The organism is Paraburkholderia sp. BL10I2N1 (genome assembly GCF_004361815.1).
GTDB lineage: Bacteria > Pseudomonadota > Gammaproteobacteria > Burkholderiales > Burkholderiaceae > Paraburkholderia.
This window is the reverse complement of sequence record NZ_SNWA01000001.1, coordinates 1962683-1987600: the sequence shown is the minus strand read 5'-3', so window position 1 is coordinate 1987600 and position 24918 is coordinate 1962683. Positions and strand designations below refer to the sequence as shown.

Below are 24918 nucleotides of genomic sequence, written 5' to 3'. Positions count from 1 at the left end.
TCCCTGTTATTGCGCGCCCGATGCAGCGGAGGCAGCTTGTGCGTTGTGAGGCGTGTCCCCCTGGGGGGCCGTCTGCGCACCGCTGGCCGCCGGGGCACCCTGAGCGACCGTAGCGGAGGCAGGGGCGGGGGGCAGTTGTGCAGGGACCGGCTTCACGGACGCGCCGGGGCGGACCTTCTCGGTGCCCTGAACGATCACGCGGTCACCCGGATTCAGGCCGTCATCGACGACCCAGTTCTGGCCGTACGTGCGCGACGCGACGATCTGGCGCAACACCACCTTGTTATCCGGGTCGACGACGAGCGCGGTCGGCTGACCCTTCTGGTCATGCGTCACGCCAACCTGCGGCACGAGCAGCGCGTTCTGGTTCACCCCCTCTTCAATGCTTGCGCGCACGAACATGCCCGGTAACAGCACACGGTCCTTGTTCGGGAAAATCGCGCGGACGGTGACCGAACCCGTGGTCTGGTCGACGGTCACGTCGGTGAACTGGAGCTTGCCGATTTCCGGATACTTCCTGCCATCCTCGAGGATCAGCGTGACCTTGGCGGCATTGGGGCCGTTAGTCTTCAGACGCCCCTCCTGGATCTCACGGCGCAGCCGCAGGCCGTCGAGGCTCGATTGCGTCACATCGACGTAGACCGGATCCAGTTGCTGGACCGTCGAGAGCAGCGTCGCCTGGCTCGCCTGCACATAGGCGCCCGGCGTCACCGCGGATTTGCCGATGCGGCCGGTGATCGGCGACGTCACATCGGTGTAGCCGAGGTTGATCTGCGCGGTGTCGACCGCGGCCTTGCCGGCGGCGACGTCTGCTGCCGCCTGCCCTTCAGAGGCCACGGCGTTGTCGTAGTCCTGCTTGCTGACGGCGTTGGCCGCGACGAGCACCTTGTAGCGGGCTGCCTGGGCGGAGGTCGAAGCGAGATTTGCCTGCGCCTTCGCAAGCGACGCCTTCGCGTTGTTCAGCGTCGCGATATACGGAGCCGGGTCGATCTTGTAGAGACGCTGGCCGGCCTTGACCTCGGAGCCTTCCGTGAACTCGCGCCTCAGGACGATGCCGTCCACCCGTGCGCGGACTTCCGCGACGAGGTAGGCGCTGGTACGGCCCGGCAGTTCGCTGGTGACCGGAACTGCCGACGGCTGGACGGTTACGACGCCGACTTCGGGCGTCTGTTGCGGAGGTGCCGATTGTTTTGGTCCGCATGCTGCAAGAAATACGGCAGCCGTCGCGGCACTGATTAAGCGGAATGGAACCCGTTCGACGCGCATGGAGCGACCTCTGTCAAAGACTGAGAATGAAAAAGTGCGCGCATCCCTACCCCGGGGATGACAGCGCACGCATGCGTCAGAAGACGCCTGATCGATAGCCCAAAACGGCCTAGGGCAAATGCGCCAAACCGGGAAATGCCGCACTGCGACGCCGTTTCAGGCGGTTCGCAAGCGTTTAAAAGACAACAGTGTCGGATATTAACCGGTCGACACCGCTTGGGCTATTCGATCGATGGGGTGCTATTATATATACATTCGTGAATGCACGTAAAAGACGGTTCATCACGCCGAAACAGCGCGGTCTGCAAGATCAGTTCGCAAATCGGTTAACTATTGAACGGATTGTTACCTGGCGCGTTTAATAAGCTCAGGGTCAACCCGTAGCGAGAGTAGATCATACAGATATGGTCCGACGAACGAAGGAAGAGGCGTTGGAGACACGCAACGGCATCCTCGATGCCGCGGAGCGGGTGTTTTTCGAGAAGGGTGTATCGCGCACGTCGCTGGCCGACATCGCCCAGGCAGCGGGCGTGACCCGCGGGGCGATTTACTGGCATTTCGCCAACAAGGGCGAACTCTTCACCGCGATGTTCGATCGCGTGCTGCTCCCGCTCGACGAACTCAAGGCGGCCTCGCTCGATCCCGGGGAGGCGGATCCGCTCGCGCGCCTGATGGAGATCTGCACGGTTTGTCTGCGCGATACCGCGAACGATCCGCGCCGTCGGCGCGTGTTCGATATCCTCTTTCTGAAGTGTGAATTCGTTGAGGAGATGGGCCCGGTCATGGCGCGCAATCAGAACAGCATGCGCGACGCGCTGAGGAGTATCGAGGGCGGCCTGCGCAACGCGATCTCGAAAGGCCAGTTGCCGGCGGATCTCGATACCGCACGGGCGACGTCGATGCTGCATGCGTTCGTCGGCGGCGCTCTGCGCGACATGCTGTTCCTGCCTGGCGCGCTCGACTTCGAGAAACACGCCGAGCAGATGGTCAAAGGCATATTCGACATGCTGCGCCTGAGTCCCGCCTTGCGTTCAGCGCCCCACTGATCCGGCGGGTTAGTCCTCTGTGCTGACAAACAAGGCGGAAACCTTCCGGTTTCTGCCTTCTTTGCATCATCGCGCGTCGCCTAGGCGGCGCGTCCCGTCTCAGGCCGCTCTTCGCGTTGCGCGCGCGGTCTGGTTCGACGTGTAGATGTTGCCGCGCTCCAGCGGCTGGCCCGCTGCAAGGGCCTCGATCCAATGATCCGTGCTGGCGACCGCAGCAAAGCGCGATTGCAGCACGACGCTGAACACGCGATGGATGTCCTCCGCGCTCGCGAAGCCCGCGCTGTTTTCGTACGGCACCGACCCTGTCGCGTCGTGCAGAAATTCGACCGTCAGTCCCGAATGCACCGCATGGTTGATCGTCGACGCATCGCAGTTGTGGGTCATGTAGCCGACGACCGTCAGCGTGTCGACCTGATGCAGCGCGAGCCAGGCGGCGAGGTCCGTTTCCGGGAAAGCGCTCGGCAACGTTTTCGTCACGAGATGGTCGCGCTCGCGCGACGCGACGGCCGGATGCAATTCCGCGCCTTCCGTGCCGCGCGCGAAGAGCGGCGAAGTAGCCGGAGCCAGATTCTGCACGACGACGACCGGCACTGATGCTGCGCGCGCAGCGTCCATCGCCCGGCCGATGTTCGCGAGTGAAACCTGCACCGGCGGATATTCGATCGGCAGGTCGCCGGTGACGTATTCGTTCTGCACATCGATGACGATCAGGGCGCGGCGGGGCGTAGTCATGGCGAAACTCCTTCTCTGGTTCAAGGGCTCGCCACGCACCGGTCGTTCGGTCCTTTCCCGTGCAGCAGCGATGAGCGCATTCTTCGCTTTCTGCAGTGAGACCGACAGTGACCCGAATGACAATTTTCGATAGAATCGGGCCAATGGTACTTTTCGAAAATTGTCCGCGGCCGGTTCTTCCTGCCTGCTACTTCACATCAGGGAGCCTGCGATGCCCACCCCGGTTTCCGGTTCTGCTTCCCATCGTGGCGCTCGACCACGGCCGTCCCAGCTTCCTCGTGCGGGCGTTGCCGATGTCGATACGAGGCCCGTCATCGCCGTCGTCGCCTTCGACCGCATCAGTCCGTTCCATCTTTCCGTGCCCTGCGTCGTGTTCGGCGAAGACCGTGGCGACGGCGGCGTGCCAGCGTTTGACTTTCGCGTCTGCGCGACCGAGCCGGGGACGCTGTCGACTACCGCGGGCTTTTCGATCTCTGCCCCGCATGGTCTCGACGCACTCGCCGACGCCGACACGATCATCGTGCCGAGCTGGCGCGACCCGAACGAGCCTCCGCCCGCTGCATTGCTCGACGCATTGCGCGCAGCGCACGCGCGTGGCACGCAACTGGTCGGGCTGTGCCTGGGCGCGTACGTGCTGGCGGCGGCAGGTTTGCTCGATGGCCGTCCGGCTACCACCCACTGGGCTTGGGCAGAAGACTTCGCGAGCCGTTATCCGAAGGTGAAGCTCAATCCCAATGTGCTGTATGTCGACGACGGCGAGGTGCTGACCTCGGCCGGCACGGCTGCCGGTCTCGACTGCTGCCTGCACGTACTGCGCAAGCGGTGCGGTGCGCAGACCGCGAGCTATGTGGCGCGCCGGCTGGTCGTACCGCCGCATCGCCAGGGCAGTCAAGCGCAGTACATCCAGCAGCCGGTGCCGGCGAATGTGCACGGCGACCGCCTGGCCGGACTGCTCGACTGGGTATGCAGCAACCTCAACGAGCCGCACACACTCGACTCGCTCGCCGGGCGCGCCCTGATGAGCCGGCGCACCCTCACGCGCCGCTTCCGGCAGTCGACCGGCACGACCGTCGGCGCGTGGCTACTCGCGCAGCGCCTTGCGCGCGCGCAGCAACTGCTCGAGACTACGGATCAATCGGTGGATGCGATCGCCGGCATCGCAGGCTTCGGCTCGACGGCGTCGCTACGTCAGCATTTCGCCGAGGCGTTCAGAACGTCGCCGTCAGCTTACAGACGTGAGTTTCACGGCGCGTGACGAGCGGCGCGATGAAGGAAAAGCGGTCGGGAAATATCGGCGGCACTCAACGCGGCGGCCGGGGAAGCCGCCGCGCCCGGCCTTTCAGCCCTGGCTGAACCAGCGCGCCAGATAAAGCAGTATCGCGACGAAGAAGATCATTCCCGCCCATGCCCAGTTCGGCACGGCATGCGGGTCATGCTCGTGATGCGACGCGCGCGCACTCAGCAGGGAGCTGGCCGCCCGGCCGGTCAGCGCGCCATGATCGTGCGGCCGCACCCGGCGCGCCATCGCACTGAGATTGACCGGCCGCAAGAATACATGCTGGCGCCGGTTCGGCGTGCCATGCACGCGATTCGGTCCGCGACCGTGCTTCGCCTGCACAACCGCGCAGAATTCGGTGAAAAAAGTGTCCGCCAGTTCATGCAGCGCGTTTTCGATCTGACGTGCGGGCAGCTGGGTCAGGGGGCCGGTCAGCGTGGCCCATACTGAATAGTCGATCCGCGTGTGCGCGTGCCTGGTTGGGCCGCTCCCCTGATCGTCCGCACGCAGGCGCACTTCCATCTGTCCGCGCAACGCCCCGACACCTTCCGCCCGGGCCTTGAAGTTGAGCATGCGGTGCATGGTCTCGGACTGCACGTCGTCCGGGCTCACGACATGGGCGCGCACGTCGTAATGCGCACGCAGGGGCCCGAGCGGCACGGTCATCGTCAACGCATATTCGCCGTGCGCCAGCCGGGTGAACGACTCGCAGTTGTCGAGGCTCGCGCGCAAAAGCGCAAGATCCTGCAGGGCGTCCCATACGGCCGAGGGTTCAAGCGGAATCCGCAAAGCGTTGTTTAGTTCCATGACGGCCTCCCCGATAAACACGCGGCCCGCGGGATCAAGAAGTCTGATCGATGCGGTCGACGCGCGACACGTAAAACGCCAGATAGCCCTTGATCTGCTTGACGGAGTCGAGCGGTGTCTCGTAAGTCCAGACGGCGTTTTCGACGACGCCTTCTTCGGTCAACAGGTGATAGTAGGACGCCTCCCCTTTGAACGGACATCGGGAGGTATGCGCAGAACGCTCGAGCCGCGCCATGTTGACGTCGGCACGCGGGAAATAGAACACGTCGGGAAGGCCAGTTTCGGATAAGGTCAGCGCGGCTTGGGTGTCGGCCACGGTGACGCCCAGATGAATCACACGCACGCGATGACGGTTGGCGGCAACCTCGACACGATGACCGCCGCCCGCCGCGCCATGCGCTGCGGCATCGGCTGAGGGTTGTCCCGGAGCGGACGAGCGCACCGCACCCCGCCCGTCAGGGGCTTCGTCCTCGTCGGGACTTCCGTTGCCTGCCGGGGCGTTGGCCGTCATGTCCAGCTCCGTGGTGCGGTTGGGAACCGCGCGGCAGCCCAGGCTCCAACCCCGCTGTCGCGCCGCGCGTGCGCTTTCCGGCAAGCGGCGCGGCTCCATGAAAAAAGCCACGGGGCTTGCCCGTGGCTTTATTATCGGCGAAACTCCGGCCGAATGTGCGGCCTCCCTGCGCTAACCAGGGTATCACTGGGTATTCCAGTAGAAGGACGCCCGGGCCGTGCCCGTGGGCGGCACGCTGACCGTCCTGGTCTGCTCGCGATCTTCGTACGCCGCATGGACCGAATAGCGGCCAGGCCGCAGCCGCACCAGCATGAACGGGCCGCGCGACGTTGCGGTCAGCACGTCGCCGCCTTGCGCGTCGACAATCCGGACATGAACGTTCGCTAGAAAGTTGGAAGCCGGGCCGGTGAAGCGCAGCGACAGTGGCCACTGGCTCTGTGCGGCCTGTAAGGCTCTCGACTCATCGAGCCCGACGCCGCCCGAGACGAACGACACGTCGCCTTGCTGCTGAACCTGTGGCATGCCGCCGCCGTTGGTATTACCCGCGCTCGTGTTGTCGGTCGTGGTGCCGCCCGTGGTGTCGCTCGCCTGCTGCGCATACGCGCCGCCCGCGAGACCGAGTGCCAGCGCCGCAGCCACGGCCACCGTCAGGATTCTTCCCTGTGTACCTTCTGTCTTCATGGCATCGTTCCTGTTATGGTTCGTGCAGAAAACGAGAGGCCGCAAGCTCCGTGCCTGTCGGCTTGCCCCAGCGTCGAGACAGGCACAGCCTCAATCGGTGCAATCCGTGGCGCCGGGCTAACCGGCGCCACCCTGTACTTTTTACATCAACCGAGGTCGACCGGCACAAAAATCTGCGCATCGTCGCGCTGGATCAGGAGCGCAATGCTATCGCCCGCCTTGGCAACCATCTGCTTCAGTTGGTCGATACTCGTCACCGGACGGCCGTTGACGGCGAGGATCACATCGCCCGGCTGAATGCCAGCGCTCGCCGCCGGACCACCCGCCTGCTGAACCAGCAACCCGTGCGACAGGGACGCACTGCTCTTTTCCTCAGGTGTCAGCGGCCGAACCGCAACCCCCAGGCGACCCTGTTCCTCGGCCGGCGTATCTTTTGATGCGACCTTCGCATCCGACAGCGCACCGATCGTCACCTTCAGAGTCTTGGTCGCCTTGTCACGCCAGACCTGGACGTCGGCCGACGTGCCCGGCTTCAGGCTGGCCACCTGGGACGGCAGATCCGACGAGTCGGCCACCGGCGTGCCGTTCACCGACAGGATCACGTCGCCCGGTTGCAATCCGGCCTTCGCGGCCGGTCCGCTGGAATCGACCGAACTCACCAGTGCGCCTTGCGGCGTCTTCATACCGAACGAGTTGGCAAGCGACTGGTTCACCGACTGCACGGCAACACCGAGACGTCCACGGCTGACGTGACCCGTCGCGACGAGGTCGTCCTTGACCTTCATTGCCTCGCTGATCGGGATGGCGAACGAAAGGCCTTGGAAACCACCCGTCTGCGAATAGATCATCGAGTTGATGCCGATCACTTCGCCCTGCAGGTTAAACAACGGACCGCCAGAATTTCCCGGGTTCACCGGCACGTCAGTCTGGATGAACGGCGTGTAGTTTTCATTCGGCAGCGAACGCGACTTCGCGCTGATGATGCCCGAGGTCACCGTATTGTCGAAACCATACGGCGAGCCGATTGCGACGACCCATTGGCCGACCTTGCTCTGACGCGGATCGCCGATCTTTACGGTTGGCAGGTTGCCCGCTTCGATTTTCAGTACGGCGACGTCGGACTGTTTGTCCGCCCCGACGACCTTCGCCTTGAACTCACGTTTGTCGGTCAGCTTGACGGTGACGACGTTAGCGCCGTCGACGACGTGCGCGTTGGTCAGAATGTAGCCGTCGCCGCTGATGATGAACCCGGAACCGAGGCTCGCACTCGGTGTGTCCGGCTGATCGTCGCCGCCCGCGCCGGGACCACCCTGACCGGGGATACCGCCGAAGAAGTGACGGTAGAACTGATAGAGCGGATCGCTTGGATCCATCGGCAACTGCGCGCCGTTACCGCTGCGTTGCGCAGTCTGTTTGACGACGTGCTTCGCGCTGATGTTGACCACGGCCGGGCCGTACGTTTCGACGAGGCCGGAGAAATCGGGAATCCCGGTCTTCGCGGCGGCTTCGGCCGGCATCATCGCCGCTTGCACCGGTGTGATGATTTCGGGCGTCGGAACGTTGCGATGTCCCGCTATGTAGCCCGCCGACAATGCGACGGCAACGGCCACGGCAACTGCACTGCGGGAGAGGATTTTTGCTGTCATCGTGTACTCCTGACGGGAAGACGTGCTCCAGAATTGATTCGAAGCGTACGCGGCATCGCTTAAAGGAGTCTTAAACTTGCTACGACCCGAAAACCCTTTCCCGTTCTGCCTGCGGAAGGTCTTTCACCCCCGGGAAATCAGAACCGCACGGTCACAAGCAGGCCGCCTGCCGCCGATTCCCCCAGCGTCAGTTGCACCTCGTGTTGAAGCGCGATGCGTTTGACGATCGCGAGCCCAAGACCGCTGCCCGCGACGTCGGTGCGTACGCGGTTTGCGCCTGCGCCGACGCGATAGAAGCGGTCGAAGACACGCTCGCGCTCCTCAACCGGAATGCCCGGCCCCGCGTCGGCGATACGCACGACCGGACGGCCGCCCTCGACCTTGAGGCTCACATCGACCCGCCCACCCGCCGGGGTGTATTTCGTCGCGTTGTCGAGCAGATTGTTGAACATGACACGCAGCGCTTCGGCGTCACCGGTCACGGTCGCTGGTTCATTTGTGTCGATGCCGAGATCGACGTTGCGCTGCTGCGCGAGCGGCACGCATGCCACCACACATTCGTCGAGAAGCGCATGCAGGTCCAGTGCCGTTGTCGAGACACGCCCATCGGGTTCGGCGCGGGCCAGGGCAAGGAGCTGTTCGGCAAGACGCGTCGCGCGCGTAACGCCCGCCTGCAGATCATCGAGCGCTTCCTGACGCGAGCTGTCGTCGCGCGCGCGGGCGACGAGTTGCGACTGGATCTGCAATGCAGCAAGCGGAGTGCGCAATTCGTGCGCAGCATCGGCGACAAACGCCCTCTGCGTATGGAGTGCCGTGGCAAGCCGCTCCAGCAGTCCATTCAGGGCGTGTACGAGCGGCTGGACTTCCTGCGGCAGGCGTCGGTCCGGCAACGGATCGAGTGCTTCGGGATGACGCGTATCGAGCGCATCCGTCACGCGCCGCAGCGGCTTCAGACCGCGCCCGACGACGATCCACACCGCCAGACCGAGTAACGGCAGCAGGACAATCAGCGGCCACAAGGTGCGCAGCGCCACGTTCGCCGCGAGCCGGTTGCGCACCGAAACCGGTTGTGCCAGCTGCACGACGTTATCGCCGACGATCGCACCGTACACGCGCCAGTCGCCGCGATCGGTGTGCTCCGTCGTGAAGCCGAGTTCGGCGCGTGGCGCGAGCGGCGCGCGCGGATGCGAGTAATACATCAGCATGCCGTTACGATTCCAGATTTGCAGCACGATGCCTTCGTCGCCTGTATCCTGGGAGCCGAGCACCTGCGAAAAAGGCTCGGCGGGCAGCGCGGCGGCGATCTCCTGCAACTGATAATCGAACAATTCGTTCGCTTCGGCGAGTGCCTGACGATAGATCAGCCAGCCCGCGATGCCCACCCCGGCAAGCACGATTGCGAGCAGCCAGAACAGCAGTTGACGGCGAATCGAGCGCATCAGCTCAGACATCCTTCGCGAGCATGTAACCGAGACCGCGCACATTGCGGATCACGTCCGCGCCAAGCTTTTTGCGCAGCGCGTGGATATAGACTTCAACCGTGTTGCTGCCGATCTCCTCACCCCACCCGTACATTTTTTCTTCGAGCTGGCTCTTCGACAGCACCGCCCCCGGCCGCGCCATCAGCGCTTCGAGCAGCGCAAATTCGCGCGCGGACAAGGCGACCGGCGCACCTTCGAGTGTGACCTGATGTGCCGCAGGATCGAGCGTGAGCCGGCCGTGGCGGATCGTCGAATCGCTGCGGCCCGACTGGCGCCGAATCAGCGCGCGCATGCGGGCGCCGAGTTCGTCGAGATCGAAGGGTTTGACGAGGTAATCGTCGGCACCGGCATCGAGTCCCTTGACGCGATCCGCGATCGCGTCGCGCGCGGTGACGATCAACACGGGAATCGCCAGGCCGCGGGCACGCAGCGAACGCAGTACATCGAGACCATCGCGTTTCGGCAGACCCAGGTCCAGCAGCACGAGATCGTAAGGTTCGCCTGACACCGCGTTCAACGCGGATTCGCCGTCCTGCACCCAGTCAACGGCAAAGCCCTCGCCGCGCAGCGCCTTGCGCACGCCTTCGGCAATCATCCGGTCGTCTTCGACAAGCAGTATGCGCATCGCTCTACCGTTTCAAATCGTTCGTGATCACGCATTCTAGCCTCCGGACCCAGCGGCGTACGTGCGCTCGCGCTTTGCCCGTGCGTTTTTGCGGTTCGTCGGGCCCGTGCGTTTCGCGAGCGCCTTTTCCGCGCAGCAGCATCGCTTGTCTCTACAATAAGCGCTTTTGCTACGCAGGGTGCGTTTCCTGCTGACTCCCGTTCGCGGTTGCCGACCCGCGCCAACCGACGCGCCGCCTTACAAGCCGTGATCTTCCGCCTGACCGCCTTTTCATGACGAACGCATTTTTCTCTTCACTTGCGCGCCGCCTGCCGGTTCGCCCTCTTTCGTCTGTTTTCAACACTACGTCGTACCGTCTGGGCAAGCCCGGCGCCGCGCTCCCTACACAGCCGTTGCGCGCCGCTGCGATGCTGCCCGGCTGCGCGGCGTTCGCGCTCATGCTTGCGCTCGCTCTGGCCGCGCCGTTGCCGGCGCACGCGCGCGTCAAGGCCACCCATCCTGCCGTCAACGTCAGCACGGTGCTGCCACCTTCGGTCATGGCCGGGCTCGAGCGCGCGCATGTCCCGCTGTCCGCGATCAGCGTCGTGGTGGAAAAGGTCGGCGACCGCACGCCGATCGTCGCGCTCAATGCCGGCAAACCGATGATGCCCGCCTCGACGATGAAGCTCGTCACGACCTATGCCGGCCTTTCGATCCTCGGCCCCGACTATCGCTGGCGCACGAGTGCGTATGCCGACGGCACCGTCGACGGCAACGGCGTGCTGCACGGCAACCTCTACATTCAGGGCACGGGCGACCCGAAACTCGTGCCGGAAGAACTGATCGACCTCGTGCAGAAAATCCGCAATGCCGGCATCAACGGGATCGACGGAGCACTCGTGCTCGACAAACGCTTCTTCGATCCGTCGACGCGCGATCTGCCGCCGTTCGACGACGACGTCACGGCGCCGTACAACGTCGGTCCGGATCCGCTGCTGTATGCGTTCAAATCGCTGTCGTTCACGCTGACGCCGTCGCCGGATGGCACCGTCGCGGTCGACGTGTTGCCCGCCCTCGCACAACTGCAGATCGACAACCAGCTGCACGCGACAGGCGGCCCGTGCCGCGGCGAATCGACCGCCGTTACACCCACCGTCACGCCGATGCCAAACGGCACGGTGTCCGCGTCGTTCGCCGGCGACTACCCGCTGCGCTGCGGCGACCGCACGATCAACGTCGCCGTGCTGGATCACTCGGCATTCTTTGCCGGCGGCTTCCTTGCGCTCTGGCAACGGACTGGAGGCACCTTCAATGGCACGATGCGAGAAGGCGCGGTGCCCGCCGGCACGCGCCCGATTGCGGTCCACGAAGGGCCGGTGCTATCTGACATCGTTCGCGACATCAACAAGTACAGTAACAACACGATGGCGCGCAACCTGTTCCTGACGATTGGTGCGGCAATCTACAAGGCGCCTGCGACGCCACAAAAATCGATCGACGCCGTCGACACCTTCATGCACCGCAGCGCGCTGCCGACCGAGTATCTGCAGCTCGAAAACGGCTCCGGGCTGTCGCGTGACGAGCACATTACCGCCCTCTCGCTCGCCGACCTGCTGCAGTCGGCCAACTCCAGCCCGGTTGCGCAGGTATTCGTCGAATCGCTGCCGATTGCTGGCGTCGACGGCACGATGCGCAACCGGCTGACGACACTACCCGTCGGGGGCAACGCGCATATCAAGACCGGCACGCTGCGCGACGTGCGCGCCATCGCCGGTTACGTCGCGTCGGCGGACGGCGAGAGCTATGTCGTCGTCAGCTTCATCAACGATGAGCACGCTGAAGCGGCGCGGGCCGCTCATGACTCGCTGCTCGAATGGATCTATAAGGGCCCGTCGACGGCCATGCCCGCCGCGCCCGAGGAACCACGCGGCAAGGCCAGGAGAAACCCGAGTCGCCGCAATCCGCGTTGAATATTCCTTCCAGGGAACCGAGCGAAGCGCAGTGTTTCGCCTCCCGTCTGGCGCGCTGCTCTGCAAAAATCCGGCTCGACAATGCCAAGCTTTTTGTCCATCGGCGCAGTAAGGACCCGCCGCTGCCCCCAGCTTCAAGCCGGTATCGGCACCCGTACCCTTACCCCTGAGCCTCGAAAGCGGCTGCCGCTCTGCCCAGCCGGTCATTGACGGCAATCCATTCGATCGTGTCGGGGAGCTTCTCAATCAGGATACGCTCGACGTCTGCGCGATCGAGTGCACGCAATAGACCGTAAAGTTCGCGCGCGTACACGCGCGGGTCCTCGGGTGCGGCGACGAAGTGCACACCGTCGGCCTGCGCCCAATGCCCGGCTCGCGAAGCCCGCGCGACAAGCGCCACGCGCTCATGAGCCTTCCGCGTAGCGAGCAACGACTCGATCGCATCAAAGCGCAGCAACAGAAGAGGCGTACGCGGCGCATAGTGCGCCTTCAAGGTCCCCGACGCGCGCGGCGCCGTGGCGTCTGAACCGTCCAGCAAACGCGGCATTTCGCCGAGCACCGTGGCGATTTCTTGCGGCGTCACGCGTCCGGGTCGAAGCAGCGCCGGAAACCCGCGCGACAGATCCAGAATCGTCGATTCGATCCCGACGTCCGACGATCCGCCATCGAGCACGTAGATGGAACTGCCGAACTCATCGCGCACGTGCTGCGCGGTAGTCGGGCTTACATGTCCGAAGCGGTTCGCCGACGGCGCCCCGACACCGCCGTGTCCACCACGCCGCGCGCTGAATGCAGCAAGCACTGCCTGCGCGACCGGATGGGACGGACAGCGCAGCCCGACCGAATCCTGTCCACCGCTCACGGCCGCCGGAATATGCGCAGCGCGCTTCAGGATCAGCGTGAGCGGACCCGGCCAGAAGGCATCGATGAGCCGCTGTGCCTCGGCAGGGAGATGTTCGACCCAATAGCCGGGATCGCCATTCGGCGCAAGATGGACAATAACCGGATGATTCGCCGGCCGCCCCTTCGCCGCGTAGATGCGCGCCACCGCTTCGGCGCTCTCCGCGTCGCCTCCGAGACCGTAAACGGTCTCGGTCGGAAAAGCGACGAGCTCACCCGCGTCCAGCAGCGCAGCGGCATGCTCGATCTCTTCTACGCTAACCGGCATTGATTCGTCGGCCTGTTTCGGTTGGTCTGGCATGGTGACAGCGGTCTCAGCTCGTAGCGATGTGCAGGAGCCGCGCACAATCGCGCGCGGCCGTGCGGGCTTCGTCGAGCGTGGCGGCGGTGAAGTTCACGTGGCCCATTTTCCGGCCCGGCCGCGCCTCTTCCTTGCCGTACAGATGCAGACGTGCAGCCGACATTGCGGCGACTTCATGCCATGGCGGCGTGACGGCCGCGCGCTTCGGGCCGTCCTTGAACCAGACGTCGCCAAGGATGTTCAACATCACTGCTGGCGAATGCTGGCGTGTATCGCCTAGCGGCATGCCTGTCATCGCCCGGACCTGCTGTTCGAACTGGCTGGTTGCGCATGCATCGACGGTGTAATGGCCGGAGTTGTGCGGCCGCGGCGCCATTTCGTTGGCGACGAGCGAGCCGTCTTCCAGAATAAAGAACTCGACGCACAGCACACCAACGTAACCCAGCTTCTCGGCGATCTGCAGTGCGGCCTGCTGCGCCTGGCCGACCAGCGCGGCGCTCGCATCCGGCGCCGGTACGATCGTATGCGACAGCACGCCGTCACGATGCGTATTCTGCGCAAGCGGATAGACCGCTGACGCACCGTTAGCCGCCCGCGCAATCAGCGCCGACACCTCGAACTTGAGGGGCAGCCGCTTTTCCAGCACGCATGCCACGCCGCCGAGCGACGCATGCGCCTCGCGCACTTCCTCGGCATTGCGCACGCGGATCTGGCCTTTGCCGTCGTAGCCAAGCCGCGCAGTCTTGAGGATGCCGGGCAATACAGCTTCGAGCTTCGCATCGCCGATAGCTTCAAGCGCGGCCGACGACTCGATCACGACATGCGGCGCCACCGCAACGCCCGACGACGCGATAAAGCGCTTCTCTGCGATGCGGTCCTGCGCAACGGCAACGCACCGGCCCGCAGGGCTCACGAAGGTGGTGCGCGCGAGGAAGTCGAGGCTCGCCGCGGGGACATTCTCGAACTCCGTCGATACCGCCGCGCACAGACGTCCGAGTTCGGTAAGCGAGGCCTCGTCGTCGTAAGCGGCGCGCAGGTGCCGGTCCGCCACGGCACCCGCCGGACTGTTTTCGTCCGGATCGAGCACGGCGACGCGATAGCCCATCGCCTGGGCGGCAAAGCAGAACATGCGGCCTAGCTGGCCGCCACCGATCATGCCAAGCCATGCGCCGGGCAGAATCGGTGAAACCGGTGTGTTGTCTGGGTTCATCTCAGTGGTCGGTCACGGCCGGTGCGCCAAGCTGAGCGCCGCGCATGGGCCGGGGGTCAGGCAGGGAAAAGCGAATCGCGCTCACAGCGCGGGCAACACCATTGCATGTGCCGCTTCGTTCTGGCGCACACGGAACGCGGCAAGCTGGTTCGCGTATTCGGTCGACGTGACGCTCAGAATCGACACAGCGAAGAGCGCTGCGTTCGCCGCACCCGCTTCGCCAATCGCGAACGTTGCGACCGGCACGCCCTTCGGCATCTGCACGATCGAATGCAACGAATCGACGCCCTTCAGATACTTGCTGGCCACCGGCACGCCAAGTACGGGCACCGTGGTTTTGGCAGCCAGCATACCCGGCAGATGCGCGGCGCCGCCGGCACCGGCAATAATCGCGCGCAGGCCGCGCTCACGAGCGCCTTCTGCGTATTCGAACATCTCGTCGGGCATCCGGTGCGCCGACACCACCCTCGCTTCGTAAGGCACGCCGAATTCCCGCAGGATCGCAACGGCATGCTTCATGATTTCCCAGTCGGAACTGGAGCCCATCAGCACGCCGACCATCGGCGCGGCATGCATGTGGGCGGTCTGGACTTCATTCATCGTACGGACTTCCTTATTTTCGCAGGCGTCAGGCGAGCTTCTGCCCGGTCAGGCGCTCGAGCGCTTCCTGGTACTTCTGGCCGGTCCTCGTGACAACCTCGTCCGGCAGTTTCGGCGCGGGCGGCTCTTTCTTCCATGGCTGGGTTTCCAGCCAGTCACGGACGAACTGCTTGTCGAACGACGGGGGGTTCGTGCCCACCTGGTACTGGTCTGCCGGCCAGAACCGCGACGAATCGGCCGTCAGCGCTTCATCCATCAAGTAGAGCTTGCCGTGGTTATCCAGACCGAATTCGAACTTCGTGTCCGCGATGATGATGCCGCGCGTGGCGGCGTAATCGGCGGCTTCCTTGTACAGGCGAATCGAGATGTCGCGGATCGTGGCCGACAGTTCCGTGCCGATCCGGCGCTCCATCTCGTTATACGTGATGTTTTCGTCGTGGTGGCCCATTTCGGCCTTGGCGGCCGGCGTAAAGATCGGCTCAGGCAGCTTCTGCGCATTTTGCAGGCCCGGCGGCAATTCCACGCCGCACACGGAACCGGTTGTCTGATAGTCCTTCCAGCCGCTGCCGGCCAGATAGCCGCGCACCACGGCTTCGACGAGGATCGGTTCGAGGCGTTTCACGACCACCGCGCGGCCTTTTACCTGCTCGACTTCATCGGGAGCGACGACCGATTCTGGCTCGACGCCCGTCAGGTGATTCGGCACGATGTGCTTGAGCCTGTCGAACCAGAAGTTGGCCATCTGGTTCAGCACGCGACCCTTGTCCGGAATCGGCTCGCCCATGATGACGTCGAACGCCGACAGACGGTCAGTCGTGACGATCAGCAACTGGTCGTTGCCCACCGCATAGTTGTCGCGGACCTTGCCGCGGCCGAGTAGCGGCAGCGAGCGGAGCGTAGATTCGTAAAGGGTAGACATCGTCGTAGTTCGCAAAAATGAGGCAAAAAGTGAGACCGGAACAAAAGGGAAACGCCGTTCCCCAGATCATGCGGGAACGGCGGTCGAACAACAACCTGGCCAGATGGCCAGGGTTCCGGCCAGGTTACTGCTGAATAAACAGCTTAGCGGACGATCTGTGCCAGGCCACCCGCCTTGTACTTCTCAGCCATCCTGTCGAGCGGGATCGGCTTGATTTTCGCAGCCTGGCCTTCGCAGCCGAATGCCACAAAGCGGTCCACGCAAACCTTCTTCGCGGCTTCGCGAGCCGGCTTCAGGTAGTCGCGCGGGTCGAACATCGACGGATTTTCCGCCAGATAGCGACGGATCGCGCCCGTAATCGCGAGACGCAGGTCGGTGTCGATATTGACCTTGCGCACACCGTTACGGATGCCTTCCTGAATTTCTTCGACCGGCACGCCGTAGGTTTCCTTCATGTCGCCGCCGAATTCGCGGATTTCCGCGAGCAGATCCTGCGGCACCGACGATGAACCATGCATCACCAGGTGCGTATTCGGAATGCGCTGGTGAATTTCCTTGATACGCTGGATCGACAGGATATCGCCCGTCGGCTTTTTCGTGAACTTGTACGCGCCATGCGACGTACCGATCGCGATCGCCAGCGCGTCGCACTGCGTGAGTTTGACGAAGTCGGCGGCCTGTTCGACGTCGGTCAGCAGCTGCTCACGGGTCATCGTGCCTTCCGCGCCGTGGCCGTCTTCCTTGTCGCCCTTCATCGTTTCCAGCGAACCGAGCACGCCCAGTTCCGCTTCGACCGTCACGCCGATCGAGTGCGCCATTTCAACCACCTTGCGCGACACATCGACGTTGTACTCATACGAGGCCACCGACTTGCCGTCGGCTTCGAGCGAACCGTCCATCATCACACTGGTGAAACCGCTGCGCATGGCCGCCATGCACACCGCCGGCGATTGTCCGTGATCCTGATGCATCACGACCGGAATGTGCGGATACGACTCGATGGCCGCTTCGATCAGGTGTCGCAGGAACGGCTCACCCGCGTACTTCCGGGCGCCGGCCGATGCCTGCATGATGACGGGCGCGCCGACCTGGTCCGCCGCCGCCATGATCGCCTGCACCTGTTCCAGGTTATTCACGTTGAATGCCGGGAGGCCATAGCCGTTTTCGGCGGCATGGTCCAGCAATTGACGCATTGATACGAGAGGCATGGTGATACTCCTTAGATTGAAACGAATCCTGTGACGTCGGCATCTAATTTTTGCGATTTTATCGCGAAGCAAGCTGCATTCCTGTGCGCGCTACCTCTGAACACCTCTCAAAGGGTCGCGCGGCCTCTCGCGGAAGTGCGGCCTGCCTGCCGTGCCGATCGTTGCAAAAACGGGCTGATCAGTACGGTTCACCCACCCGCACAATCTTCAGCGTGTTCGTTCCCCCGGCCTGACCCATCGGCTCGCCGACGGTCAGCACGACCATGTCGCCGCGCGATGCATACCCTTTGCTCACCACCGCCTCCAGCGCCTGCTGCAGGGCGGTATCGCGGTCGGTGTTGGTGTCCAGATGCAGCGACGTCACGTTGCGGTACAACGCCATCGCCCGCTCGCTGCCGGTTCGCGGCGTGAGCGCGAAAATCGGCACGTGTGTCCAGTGGCGCGACATCCACAGCGCAGTCGATCCCGACTCGGTGAGCGCCACGATCGCCTTCGCGCCGAGATGATAGGCGGTGAACAGCGCGCCCATCGCGATCGACTGGTCGATCCGCGTGAACGTGCGGTCGAGGAAATCCTTGTCCAGCTCCGACTGTTCCGACTTTTCTGCTTCGAGACAGATGGCCGCCATCGTTTCGATGGTCTGCACCGGGTACTTGCCCGCCGCCGATTCGGCCGACAGCATTACGGCGTCCGTGCCGTCCAGCACCGCGTTCGCGACGTCCGACACCTCGGCGCGGGTTGGCACCGGCGCGTAGATCATCGATTCCATCATCTGCGTCGCGGTGATGACGAACTTGTTCGAATCACGCGCCATGCGGATCATGCGCTTTTGCAGCGCCGGCACTGCGGCATTGCCCACTTCCACCGCCAGATCGCCACGCGCGACCATGATGCCGTCGGATGCATCGAGAATGCCCTGCAGCGCCGGAATCGCTTCGGCGCGCTCGATCTTCGCGATCATCTTCGGCTTGATGCCGTAAGGTGCGCCGGCGATATTGGCAAGCTGACGGGCCATTTCCATGTCGGTGGCGTTCTTCGGGAACGATACCGCGACATAATCCGCGCCGAGCGACATCGCCGTGCGGATGTCCTCCATGTCTTTCTCGGTCAGCGCGGGCGCCGTCAGGCCGCCGCCCTGGCGGTTGATGCCCTTGTTGTTCGACAGCTCGCCGCCGATCTTCACCGTGGTGTGAATCTCGTCGCCGAGCACGCGCGTGACGTTCAGCACGATCAGGCCGTCGTTCAGCAGCAGCACGTCGCCCGGTTTCAGGTCGCGCGGCAGATCCTTGTAATCCAGCCCGACGCGCTCGTCGTTACCGAGTTCGCAGCCGGCGTCGAGAATGAACGAATTTCCCGCGATCAGCGTCGTCTTGCCGTTTTCGAACTTGCCGACGCGAATCTTCGGGCCTTGCAGGTCGGCCATGATGGCGACTTCGCGGCCCACCTGGCGGGCCGCCTCGCGGACGAACTCGGCGCGTTGGCGGTGGTCGTCGGCGGTGCCGTGCGAGAAGTTGAGCCGCACCACGTCGAGTCCGGCGTGCATCATTTGCAGCAGGATTTCCGGCGTGCTGGAAGCCGGGCCGATGGTGGCGACAATCTTGGTGGCGCGATGCATGAGTCTCCTCGTCTGGATAGGGTCGCTGGAATGAGCGCTGCGAGTCGGATGCTTTGGCGGTGCCGCGACAGCGGCTGCCGGGGGTTGCGCGCCGGCTTGGGCCTGCGTCGCTTTGTTAGATGCGGGTGCGCCGGTCTGAACCGGCGGCGCCTCGTTTGATGCGGGTGCGCCGGTGTGAACCGGCGTCGTATTGTCTGCTTCTGGCGTCGCCGAGCCGGCCGGAGCCGGTGCGCGTGGCGCTTCAACTGAACTGGTTAAACTGGTTGAACCTGCGGACCTGGCGGAGCGCGCGTTGCGCTCCCCTGCTGCTGCGGTGCGCGGCGCCGGCCGCGCTTTCGCTGATGTTGGCGTCGGGGAGCGCTTCGCCACGTTAAGCCCGCGATTCCAGGATTTCGACGGCAGGCAACTTCTTGCCTTCGAGGAATTCGAGGAAGGCGCCGCCGCCCGTCGAAATGTAGCTGACCTTGTCGTGGATGCCATACTTGGCAATCGCCGCGAGCGTATCGCCGCCGCCGGCAATCGAGAACGCCGACGACTTCGCGATGGCTTCAGCGAGCGTCTTCGTGCCGTTGCCGAACTGGTCGAATTCGAACACGCCGACCGGACCGTTCCACACGATCGTTCCGGCCTTTTCGAGCTGCGCGGCCAGCGCCTTCGCGGTGTCCGGTCCGATGTCGAGGATCAGGTCGTCGTCCTGTACGTCGGCGACGGCCTTCACTTCGGCCTTCGCGGTGGGCGCGAATTCTTTCGCCGTGACGACGTCGGTCGGGATCGGCACCGAGGCGCCGCGGCCCTTCGCCGCGTCGATGATGGCCTTCGCTTCATTAACGAGATCCGCTTCGGCCAGCGACTTGCCGATCTTCAGTCCGGCAGCCAGCATGAACGTGTTCGCAATGCCGCCGCCGACGATCAGCTGGTCGACCTTCTCCGCCAGCGACTTCAAAATGGTGAGCTTGGTCGACACCTTCGAGCCGGCGACGATCGCCACCAGCGGACGCTTCGGCGCGCCAAGCGCCTTGCCGAGCGCATCGAGCTCAGCGGCAAGCAGCGGGCCTGCGCAGGCGACCGGTGCGTACTTCGCGATGCCGTGCGTTGTGGCCTCGGCGCGGTGCGCGGTGCCGAAGGCGTCGTTGACGTAGATGTCGCACAGCTTCGCCATCTTCTGCGCGAGTTCGTCGGAATTCTTCTTCTCGCCCTTGTTCACGCGGCAGTTTTCGAGCAGCACGACCTGTCCGGGCGCCACGTTCACGCCGTTCTCGACCCAGTTCGCCACCAGCGGCACGTCGCGGCCGAGCAGTTCGGCGAGGCGCGTGGCCACCGGCGCGAGCGAATCTTCAGGTTTCAGCTCGCCTTCGGTCGGGCGGCCAAGATGGGAGGTGACCATGACGGCCGCGCCGGCATCGAGAGCGTCCTTGATGGCGGGCACCGACGCGCGGATGCGGGTGTCTTCGGTGATGTTGCCGTGATCGTCCTGCGGCACGTTCAGATCGGCGCGGATAAACACGCGTTTGCCGGAGAGCTTGCCTTCGGCGATCAGATCGGTGAGACGCTTTACCTGGTTCATGGGTGTCTGGATGCAGGTTGATTGGAAGGCAGTGACGGATTGCGCGGAGGCCTGCATGTCACAGGCGCCGGCGGCATCCGCCGCGGCTTCGCGCAGTGAACCGGAAGAGGGCTATTTTAACCGATACCCATGGCGTTCTGACCCGCGTCACCGCGAATGTCCAGCATTTGGGCCACGTGCTGCGCATGCGGCAGCGCAACATAAACCCCGGGCACGCACTAGACGACGAGACGCAGAAAGGTGAACACAAGCATACCCGCGACGATTGTGCCTAGCATACTGCGCCGCCACAAAAACCAGCCGAGACCGGCAAGGGTCGCGTAGAACTCGTGATTCGAGAGTGCAAACGACAGCCCATCCGACGTCTCCAGCACGTCCGGCAGCACGACCGCCGCAAGCGCCGCCGCGGGCGCATAGCGCAGCATGCGCTGCACACGTTCGGGTAGAACCGTACGCTCACCGCCGATCAGGAACATCGCCCGCGTGAGTGCCGTGACGAACGTCATGCCGAGGATGGCGAGCCAGATCTGCGTGGTAGTCACCGAGGATCTCCGGCGCCTTTGCGGATGCGGCCCAGATCGGCGCGCTCGACCATCAGGTCGGTGATGCTGCCCGCCACGATCGCGGTGATCACCGCGAGCGGCAGCGCGAGCCGGTAAGGCAGATCGAAAGCGAGCAGCGAGACGACGCCGGCGATCGCGACGGCCACAGCCGTCGAGCGCGTGACGATCGCAGACACCATGATCGGGATCAGCACGAGTGTGCCCGCCAGTTCCAGCCCCCAGTTGTCGGGGAACAGGCTCGCGAGGAGGATGCCGATGATCGACGACACCTGCCACGACGTCCAGCTCGCGATCGCCATACCCCAGAAATACGCTTCCTTGCCCGGCTGGAAGCCTGTCTTGAAGCTCTTCTTCTGGAACAGCAGGTAGATAATGTCGCCGTTGAAGTAGCCGACGAGCAGCCGCCGCCACAGCGGCAAATACGAGAAATGCGGTGCGAGCCCGGCGCTAAAGATCACAAAGCGCGTGTTGACCATGGCAGCGGTGAGCAGAATGGTCCAGACCGGCAGCTTCGCGGCGAAAAGCGGCAGCACTGCCAGTTGCGACGAGCCGGCATAAACGGCGAGCGACATCCCGAGCGCCTGCGGCACCGACAGCACCGATTTGCTCATGGCGATGCCCGTCACGAGGCCCCACGAAAAAATCGCCATCAGAGTCGGCGAGTAGTCGCGCAGACCTTCTTGAAAGGCACGGCGGTCAACGTCAGAAAGGCGAGCGAGCATTGTGTGAAGCATCGCGGCACGAGGGCGCCGCTACGGCAGGAAGTAGGCATCAGGTCGCGTATCACCCGCTGACGCATCCGGAACTGATTTATGTGTGCGCAGAATTATAGCGCCCGTCATCTGGCTGAATGCCCGTTTCGTGTGCAAAAGACGCTAAAATAACGGACTTCGCCGCTTGCCGGATCCATGTTTCGGCTTTTCGCGCAGCCTCGCCGGCTCATGCCGGCGCCGCGCGTTCCGACCTGGCCGCCCGAGCGACTTCACCGAATATTTCATCACGCACCGCCTGGAGAATCGTATGTCAATGGCCGACCGCGACGGCAAGATCTGGATGGATGGCAAGCTCATCGAATGGCGCGACGCCAAGATCCACGTGCTCACCCATACGCTGCACTACGGCATGGGTGTCTTCGAAGGCGTGCGCGCCTACAGGACGGACGATGGCGGCACGTCGATCTTCCGCCTGCAGGAACATACCAAACGCCTGCTGAACTCGGCCAAGATCTTCCAGATGGACGTGCCGTTCGACCACGAAACGCTCGCCGCCGCGCAGCGCGAAGTCGTCCGCGAGAACAAGCTCGAGTCCTGCTATCTGCGCCCGATCATCTGGGTCGGCTCGGAAAAGCTCGGCGTATCGGCCAAGGGCAACACGATTCACGTCGCCATCGCGGCGTGGCCGTGGGGCGCCTACCTCGGCGAAGACGGCCTCAAGAAGGGCATCCGCGTCAAGACGTCGTCGTTCACGCGCCATCACGTGAACGTGTCGATGGTGCGTGCCAAGGCATCGGGCTGGTACGTCAACTCGATCCTCGCGAACCAGGAAGCCACCGCCGACGGCTACGACGAAGCGCTGCTGCTCGACGTCGACGGCTATGTGTCGGAAGGCTCCGGCGAAAACTTCTTCCTCGTGAACAACGGCAAGCTGTACACGCCCGACCTGTCGTCGTGCCTCGACGGCATCACGCGCGACACGATCATCACGCTGGCGAAAGACGCAGGCATCGAAGTCATCGAAAAGCGCATCACGCGCGACGAGGTCTATACCTGCGACGAAGCGTTCTTCACCGGCACGGCCGCCGAAGTCACGCCGGTCCGCGAACTCGACAACCGCACGATAGGCTCGGGCGCGCGTGGTCCGATCACAGAAAAACTGCAGTCGGGTTTCTTCGACATTGTGAACGGCAAGAGCACGAAGTACGCGCACTGGCTAACCAGGGTCTGAGCGGGGTCTCAGACCCGGCGTCCAGCCAGAGGCCCCGCAGGCTGGTCAGGGGCCGCGCTTCTTCACCGAATACATAGAGAATGGTCCTCATGAGCGAAATCAAGGAAATGCCGCTGGTCGAACTGTCGGCGAAAGATCTTCCCGCGTATTGCCCGAATCCGGCAATGCCGCGCTGGAGCGCGCATCCGCGCGTGTTCATCGACGTGACGCACGGCGAAGCGCGCTGCCCTTACTGCAGCACGCGTTACAAGCTGCGTGACGGCGAAGTGGTCAAAGGCCACTGAGCACGCACGTCTTTCGGCCGCAGCGGCCGCGAAGCCGGACTACGGTCCGGCTCACGCGGCTTCGCGTGTTCGCTCTTCCCTGAACAACCTGAACGCCGCGCGCAACCGCGCGCGGCGCTTCTTTTCGACACCGGAAACACACCCTGATGCGTCGCGCGTTGGTTATCGCACCGAACTGGATCGGTGACGCATTGATGGCGCAGCCGCTGCTTTCGCGGCTCGTGAAACTGCATCCGCGCATCGCGATCGATGCGGTCGCGCCTGGCTGGGTCGCGCCCGTGCTCGAACGGATGCCCGAGATCCGCGACGTCTACGCCACCGACCTCGCGCACGGCAGGCTGCAGATGCTGCGTCGCTGGCAGCTTGCGAGCGATCTGCGCGACGTCGGCTATGACGCGGCGTACGCGCTGCCGAATTCGTTCAAATCGGCGCTGATTCCGTGGATGGCGGGCATTCCGCTGCGCATCGGCTATACCGGCGAGAGCCGTTACGGCCTCTTGAACGTGCGCCACGCGAATCCGCGCAAGAACGAGCGACCGCCGATGGTCAGCCACTATGCAGCGCTCGCCTACGCGCCCGGCGCGAAGGTTCCCGACGACCTGCCGATGCCGCGCCTCGACGCGGACCTGAATGAAGCGTCACGCGTGTCGGCCCGCTTCAACCTCGATACGCGCGTTCCGCTGCTGGTGTTCTGCCCCGGCGCCGAATATGGTCCGGCCAAGCGCTGGCCGCCCGAGCATTTCGCGGCGCTCGCGAAGATGGTTGGCCAGTCGTTCCCTTACACACAGATTGTCGCGCTCGGTTCGCCGAAGGATTCGCCGCTCGCCCAGGCCATCGCCGACAGCGCCCCGAACGTGCGCAACCTGTGCGGCCAGACTGCGCTTGGCGAAGCTTGCGCATTGATCTCACGGGCCAACGCCGTGGTCACCAACGATTCCGGCCTGATGCATGTCGCGGCAGCCCTACGACGGCCGCTGGTGGCGGTCTACGGGTCGACTGATCCGCGTCACACCCCGCCTCTGTCGGAGCTTGCGAAGGTACAATGGCTGCATCTCGAATGCAGTCCCTGTTTTCAGCGCGAGTGCCCCCTTGGCCATCTGAACTGCCTGCGGCAACTGAGCGCCGAGCAGGTTTTCGGCGACCTGCGCGGCATGCTGGTCGCAGAACGCTAAACCGGCTGGTCGCTGCACGCACGCCCTGACGCGTCATGCCAGCGCCTTGCGGCGCTGGCATCCTCGCGGCAGTCCCGCCGACGAATGGGGTCACTGCGGCCGTAAAAGCCGCTGACCGCCGACACGCAACCGCGCGCCCCGCGCGCAAGAGACCGACGAGCCATGCCACGTTTCGCCCACATCTTCGAAGCCGCCGCCGACACCCTCAGCGCCTACTATCAGGCCGTTGCGGAGGTCAATATCGACAGCTTGATGGGCCTGTGGATCGACGAGGAGTTCGCCAGCTGCATCTGGGCCGATGGCTCGCATCTGCACGGCCTCGACAGCATTCGCGCCGGTCTCGCGATCCAGCTCGAAGCGAATCCCGTTTCGATCGAACCGCTCGACATCCGCGTCTACGACAGCCTCGGCACCGTCGTCTACGCGATCGCGGAAGCGCACCGGTCCGCCGATCCCGCCGCCGCGCCCGCGATGGTCTTCACCACTTATGTGATGGTCCACGAACGCGGCGAGTGGCGCATCGCGCACATTCACGCGAGTCCGATGCCCGACACCGCCGCAAGCCAGTTCGCAACGAAGATGCGGCACGGGCAAGGGTCGCTGCACTGACGCTTACTG

Annotated in this window: 24 protein-coding genes; 7 read left to right on the top strand and 17 right to left on the bottom strand. The window is 64.1% G+C overall.

Annotated features, from left to right (window positions below; all coding sequences use genetic code 11):
• Positions 1-6: 6 nt before the first annotated feature.
• A complete protein-coding gene (locus B0G77_RS09285) occupies positions 7-1266 on the bottom strand; it encodes an efflux RND transporter periplasmic adaptor subunit (protein ID WP_133661876.1) in 1260 nt (419 codons plus the stop codon).
• 404 nt (positions 1267-1670) lie between these two features.
• Here B0G77_RS09285 and B0G77_RS09280 point away from each other — a divergent pair, with 404 nt between their 5' ends.
• Complete coding sequence (locus B0G77_RS09280; RefSeq protein ID WP_133661875.1) at positions 1671-2312, top strand: TetR family transcriptional regulator; 642 nt, start codon at positions 1671-1673, stop codon at positions 2310-2312.
• Between the two features lie 99 nt (positions 2313-2411).
• Here B0G77_RS09280 and B0G77_RS09275 read toward each other — a convergent pair whose 3' ends face one another.
• Positions 2412-3044, bottom strand: coding sequence for a cysteine hydrolase family protein (locus B0G77_RS09275; protein ID WP_133661874.1), 633 nt, complete (start codon positions 3042-3044; stop codon positions 2412-2414).
• A gap of 211 nt (positions 3045-3255) precedes the next feature.
• Here B0G77_RS09275 and B0G77_RS09270 point away from each other — a divergent pair, with 211 nt between their 5' ends.
• Positions 3256-4299 (top strand): helix-turn-helix domain-containing protein, encoded by a 1044-nt coding sequence (locus tag B0G77_RS09270; protein WP_133661873.1) that lies wholly within the window; start codon positions 3256-3258, stop codon positions 4297-4299.
• 84 nt (positions 4300-4383) lie between these two features.
• Here B0G77_RS09270 and B0G77_RS09265 read toward each other — a convergent pair whose 3' ends face one another.
• The 6 genes from B0G77_RS09265 to B0G77_RS09240 form a co-directional block, all read right to left on the bottom strand.
• Complete coding sequence (locus tag B0G77_RS09265) at positions 4384-5127, bottom strand: SRPBCC domain-containing protein (protein ID WP_133661872.1); 744 nt, start codon at positions 5125-5127, stop codon at positions 4384-4386.
• 34 nt (positions 5128-5161) lie between these two features.
• Complete coding sequence (locus tag B0G77_RS44145) at positions 5162-5470, bottom strand: DUF427 domain-containing protein (protein ID WP_243751113.1); 309 nt, start codon at positions 5468-5470, stop codon at positions 5162-5164.
• A gap of 351 nt (positions 5471-5821) precedes the next feature.
• Positions 5822-6319, bottom strand: a complete 498-nt coding sequence (locus B0G77_RS09255) for a carboxypeptidase regulatory-like domain-containing protein (RefSeq protein ID WP_133661870.1) — start codon at positions 6317-6319, stop codon at positions 5822-5824.
• A gap of 146 nt (positions 6320-6465) precedes the next feature.
• A complete protein-coding gene (locus B0G77_RS09250; RefSeq protein WP_133661869.1) occupies positions 6466-7965 on the bottom strand; it encodes a DegQ family serine endoprotease in 1500 nt (499 codons plus the stop codon).
• 137 nt (positions 7966-8102) lie between these two features.
• On the bottom strand, positions 8103-9404 hold the full coding sequence (locus B0G77_RS09245; protein WP_133661868.1) for an ATP-binding protein: 1302 nt from the start codon (positions 9402-9404) through the stop codon (positions 8103-8105).
• 4 nt (positions 9405-9408) lie between these two features.
• Positions 9409-10071 (bottom strand): response regulator, encoded by a 663-nt coding sequence (locus B0G77_RS09240; RefSeq protein ID WP_133661867.1) that lies wholly within the window; start codon positions 10069-10071, stop codon positions 9409-9411.
• A gap of 272 nt (positions 10072-10343) precedes the next feature.
• On the opposite strand from B0G77_RS09240, the gene dacB reads away from it, so the two are divergent.
• On the top strand, positions 10344-12020 hold the full coding sequence (gene dacB, locus B0G77_RS09235) for a D-alanyl-D-alanine carboxypeptidase/D-alanyl-D-alanine-endopeptidase (protein ID WP_133661866.1): 1677 nt from the start codon (positions 10344-10346) through the stop codon (positions 12018-12020).
• A 160-nt stretch (positions 12021-12180) separates the two neighbouring features.
• Here dacB and B0G77_RS09230 read toward each other — a convergent pair whose 3' ends face one another.
• The 9 genes from B0G77_RS09230 to B0G77_RS09190 all read right to left on the bottom strand — a co-directional run bounded on the left by B0G77_RS09230 (position 12181) and on the right by B0G77_RS09190 (position 21622).
• Complete coding sequence (locus B0G77_RS09230) at positions 12181-13221, bottom strand: L-threonylcarbamoyladenylate synthase (RefSeq protein ID WP_133661865.1); 1041 nt, start codon at positions 13219-13221, stop codon at positions 12181-12183.
• Positions 13222-13234: 13 nt separating this feature from the next.
• The gene (locus B0G77_RS09225; RefSeq protein ID WP_133661864.1) at positions 13235-14431 is read right to left on the bottom strand and encodes a 5-(carboxyamino)imidazole ribonucleotide synthase; all 1197 of its coding nucleotides are present in this window, start codon (positions 14429-14431) and stop codon (positions 13235-13237) included.
• An 81-nt stretch (positions 14432-14512) separates the two neighbouring features.
• Positions 14513-15031, bottom strand: a complete 519-nt coding sequence (purE, locus tag B0G77_RS09220) for a 5-(carboxyamino)imidazole ribonucleotide mutase (protein ID WP_133661863.1) — start codon at positions 15029-15031, stop codon at positions 14513-14515.
• 28 nt (positions 15032-15059) lie between these two features.
• On the bottom strand, positions 15060-15950 hold the full coding sequence (locus B0G77_RS09215) for a phosphoribosylaminoimidazolesuccinocarboxamide synthase (protein ID WP_133661862.1): 891 nt from the start codon (positions 15948-15950) through the stop codon (positions 15060-15062).
• Between the two features lie 143 nt (positions 15951-16093).
• Positions 16094-17158, bottom strand: coding sequence for a class II fructose-bisphosphate aldolase (gene fba, locus B0G77_RS09210; protein WP_133661861.1), 1065 nt, complete (start codon positions 17156-17158; stop codon positions 16094-16096).
• A 178-nt stretch (positions 17159-17336) separates the two neighbouring features.
• Positions 17337-18773 (bottom strand): pyruvate kinase, encoded by a 1437-nt coding sequence (gene pyk, locus B0G77_RS09205; RefSeq protein WP_133661860.1) that lies wholly within the window; start codon positions 18771-18773, stop codon positions 17337-17339.
• Between the two features lie 370 nt (positions 18774-19143).
• Positions 19144-20337, bottom strand: coding sequence for a phosphoglycerate kinase (locus tag B0G77_RS09200; RefSeq protein WP_133661859.1), 1194 nt, complete (start codon positions 20335-20337; stop codon positions 19144-19146).
• A gap of 218 nt (positions 20338-20555) precedes the next feature.
• Entirely contained in the window at positions 20556-20879 is a 324-nt protein-coding gene (locus tag B0G77_RS09195; RefSeq protein ID WP_133661858.1) for an AzlD domain-containing protein, read from the bottom strand.
• Positions 20876-21622 carry an AzlC family ABC transporter permease gene (locus tag B0G77_RS09190; protein ID WP_133664080.1) on the bottom strand — a complete coding sequence of 249 codons (747 nt, stop codon included), beginning with the start codon at positions 21620-21622 and terminating at the stop codon, positions 20876-20878. The genes B0G77_RS09195 and B0G77_RS09190 overlap by 4 nt, the downstream gene beginning before the upstream one ends.
• 298 nt (positions 21623-21920) lie before the next feature.
• Here B0G77_RS09190 and B0G77_RS09185 point away from each other — a divergent pair, with 298 nt between their 5' ends.
• From B0G77_RS09185 to B0G77_RS09170, 4 genes are all read left to right on the top strand, one after another.
• Positions 21921-22844, top strand: a complete 924-nt coding sequence (locus B0G77_RS09185; protein ID WP_133661857.1) for a branched-chain amino acid transaminase — start codon at positions 21921-21923, stop codon at positions 22842-22844.
• An 89-nt stretch (positions 22845-22933) separates the two neighbouring features.
• A complete protein-coding gene (locus B0G77_RS09180; RefSeq protein ID WP_064268765.1) occupies positions 22934-23128 on the top strand; it encodes a zinc-finger domain-containing protein in 195 nt (64 codons plus the stop codon).
• A 146-nt stretch (positions 23129-23274) separates the two neighbouring features.
• Positions 23275-24300 carry a lipopolysaccharide heptosyltransferase II gene (gene waaF / locus B0G77_RS09175; protein ID WP_133661856.1) on the top strand — a complete coding sequence of 342 codons (1026 nt, stop codon included), beginning with the start codon at positions 23275-23277 and terminating at the stop codon, positions 24298-24300.
• Positions 24301-24462: 162 nt separating this feature from the next.
• Positions 24463-24909: a nuclear transport factor 2 family protein gene (locus B0G77_RS09170; RefSeq protein ID WP_133661855.1), complete on the top strand. Its 447-nt coding sequence runs from the start codon at positions 24463-24465 to the stop codon at positions 24907-24909.
• Positions 24910-24918 lie beyond the last annotated feature (9 nt).

Bases quoted from the DNA above. Each gene is read 5' to 3' on its own strand.
- B0G77_RS09275 (WP_133661874.1), bottom strand. From the start codon at position 3,044: ATGACTACGCCCCGCCGCGCCCTGATCGTCATCGATGTGCAGAACGAA.
- B0G77_RS09225 (WP_133661864.1), bottom strand. From the start codon at position 14,431: ATGAACCCAGACAACACACCGGTTTCACCGATTCTGCCCGGCGCATGG.
- B0G77_RS09185 (WP_133661857.1), top strand. From the start codon at position 21,921: ATGTCAATGGCCGACCGCGACGGCAAGATCTGGATGGATGGCAAGCTC.
- B0G77_RS09250 (WP_133661869.1), bottom strand. From the start codon at position 7,965: ATGACAGCAAAAATCCTCTCCCGCAGTGCAGTTGCCGTGGCCGTTGCC.
- B0G77_RS09180 (WP_064268765.1), top strand. From the start codon at position 22,934: ATGAGCGAAATCAAGGAAATGCCGCTGGTCGAACTGTCGGCGAAAGAT.
- dacB (WP_133661866.1), top strand. From the start codon at position 10,344: ATGACGAACGCATTTTTCTCTTCACTTGCGCGCCGCCTGCCGGTTCGC.
- purE (WP_133661863.1), bottom strand. From the start codon at position 15,031: ATGAATGAAGTCCAGACCGCCCACATGCATGCCGCGCCGATGGTCGGC.
- B0G77_RS09200 (WP_133661859.1), bottom strand. From the start codon at position 20,337: ATGAACCAGGTAAAGCGTCTCACCGATCTGATCGCCGAAGGCAAGCTC.
- B0G77_RS09270 (WP_133661873.1), top strand. From the start codon at position 3,256: ATGCCCACCCCGGTTTCCGGTTCTGCTTCCCATCGTGGCGCTCGACCA.
- B0G77_RS09215 (WP_133661862.1), bottom strand. From the start codon at position 15,950: ATGTCTACCCTTTACGAATCTACGCTCCGCTCGCTGCCGCTACTCGGC.
- B0G77_RS09280 (WP_133661875.1), top strand. From the start codon at position 1,671: ATGGTCCGACGAACGAAGGAAGAGGCGTTGGAGACACGCAACGGCATC.
- B0G77_RS09255 (WP_133661870.1), bottom strand. From the start codon at position 6,319: ATGAAGACAGAAGGTACACAGGGAAGAATCCTGACGGTGGCCGTGGCT.
- waaF (WP_133661856.1), top strand. From the start codon at position 23,275: ATGCGTCGCGCGTTGGTTATCGCACCGAACTGGATCGGTGACGCATTG.
- B0G77_RS09245 (WP_133661868.1), bottom strand. From the start codon at position 9,404: ATGCGCTCGATTCGCCGTCAACTGCTGTTCTGGCTGCTCGCAATCGTG.
- B0G77_RS09170 (WP_133661855.1), top strand. From the start codon at position 24,463: ATGCCACGTTTCGCCCACATCTTCGAAGCCGCCGCCGACACCCTCAGC.
- pyk (WP_133661860.1), bottom strand. From the start codon at position 18,773: ATGCATCGCGCCACCAAGATTGTCGCCACCATCGGCCCGGCTTCCAGC.
- fba (WP_133661861.1), bottom strand. From the start codon at position 17,158: ATGCCTCTCGTATCAATGCGTCAATTGCTGGACCATGCCGCCGAAAAC.
- B0G77_RS09240 (WP_133661867.1), bottom strand. From the start codon at position 10,071: ATGCGCATACTGCTTGTCGAAGACGACCGGATGATTGCCGAAGGCGTG.
- B0G77_RS09265 (WP_133661872.1), bottom strand. From the start codon at position 5,127: ATGGAACTAAACAACGCTTTGCGGATTCCGCTTGAACCCTCGGCCGTA.
- B0G77_RS09230 (WP_133661865.1), bottom strand. From the start codon at position 13,221: ATGCCAGACCAACCGAAACAGGCCGACGAATCAATGCCGGTTAGCGTA.
- B0G77_RS09285 (WP_133661876.1), bottom strand. From the start codon at position 1,266: ATGCGCGTCGAACGGGTTCCATTCCGCTTAATCAGTGCCGCGACGGCT.
- B0G77_RS09190 (WP_133664080.1), bottom strand. From the start codon at position 21,622: ATGCTCGCTCGCCTTTCTGACGTTGACCGCCGTGCCTTTCAAGAAGGT.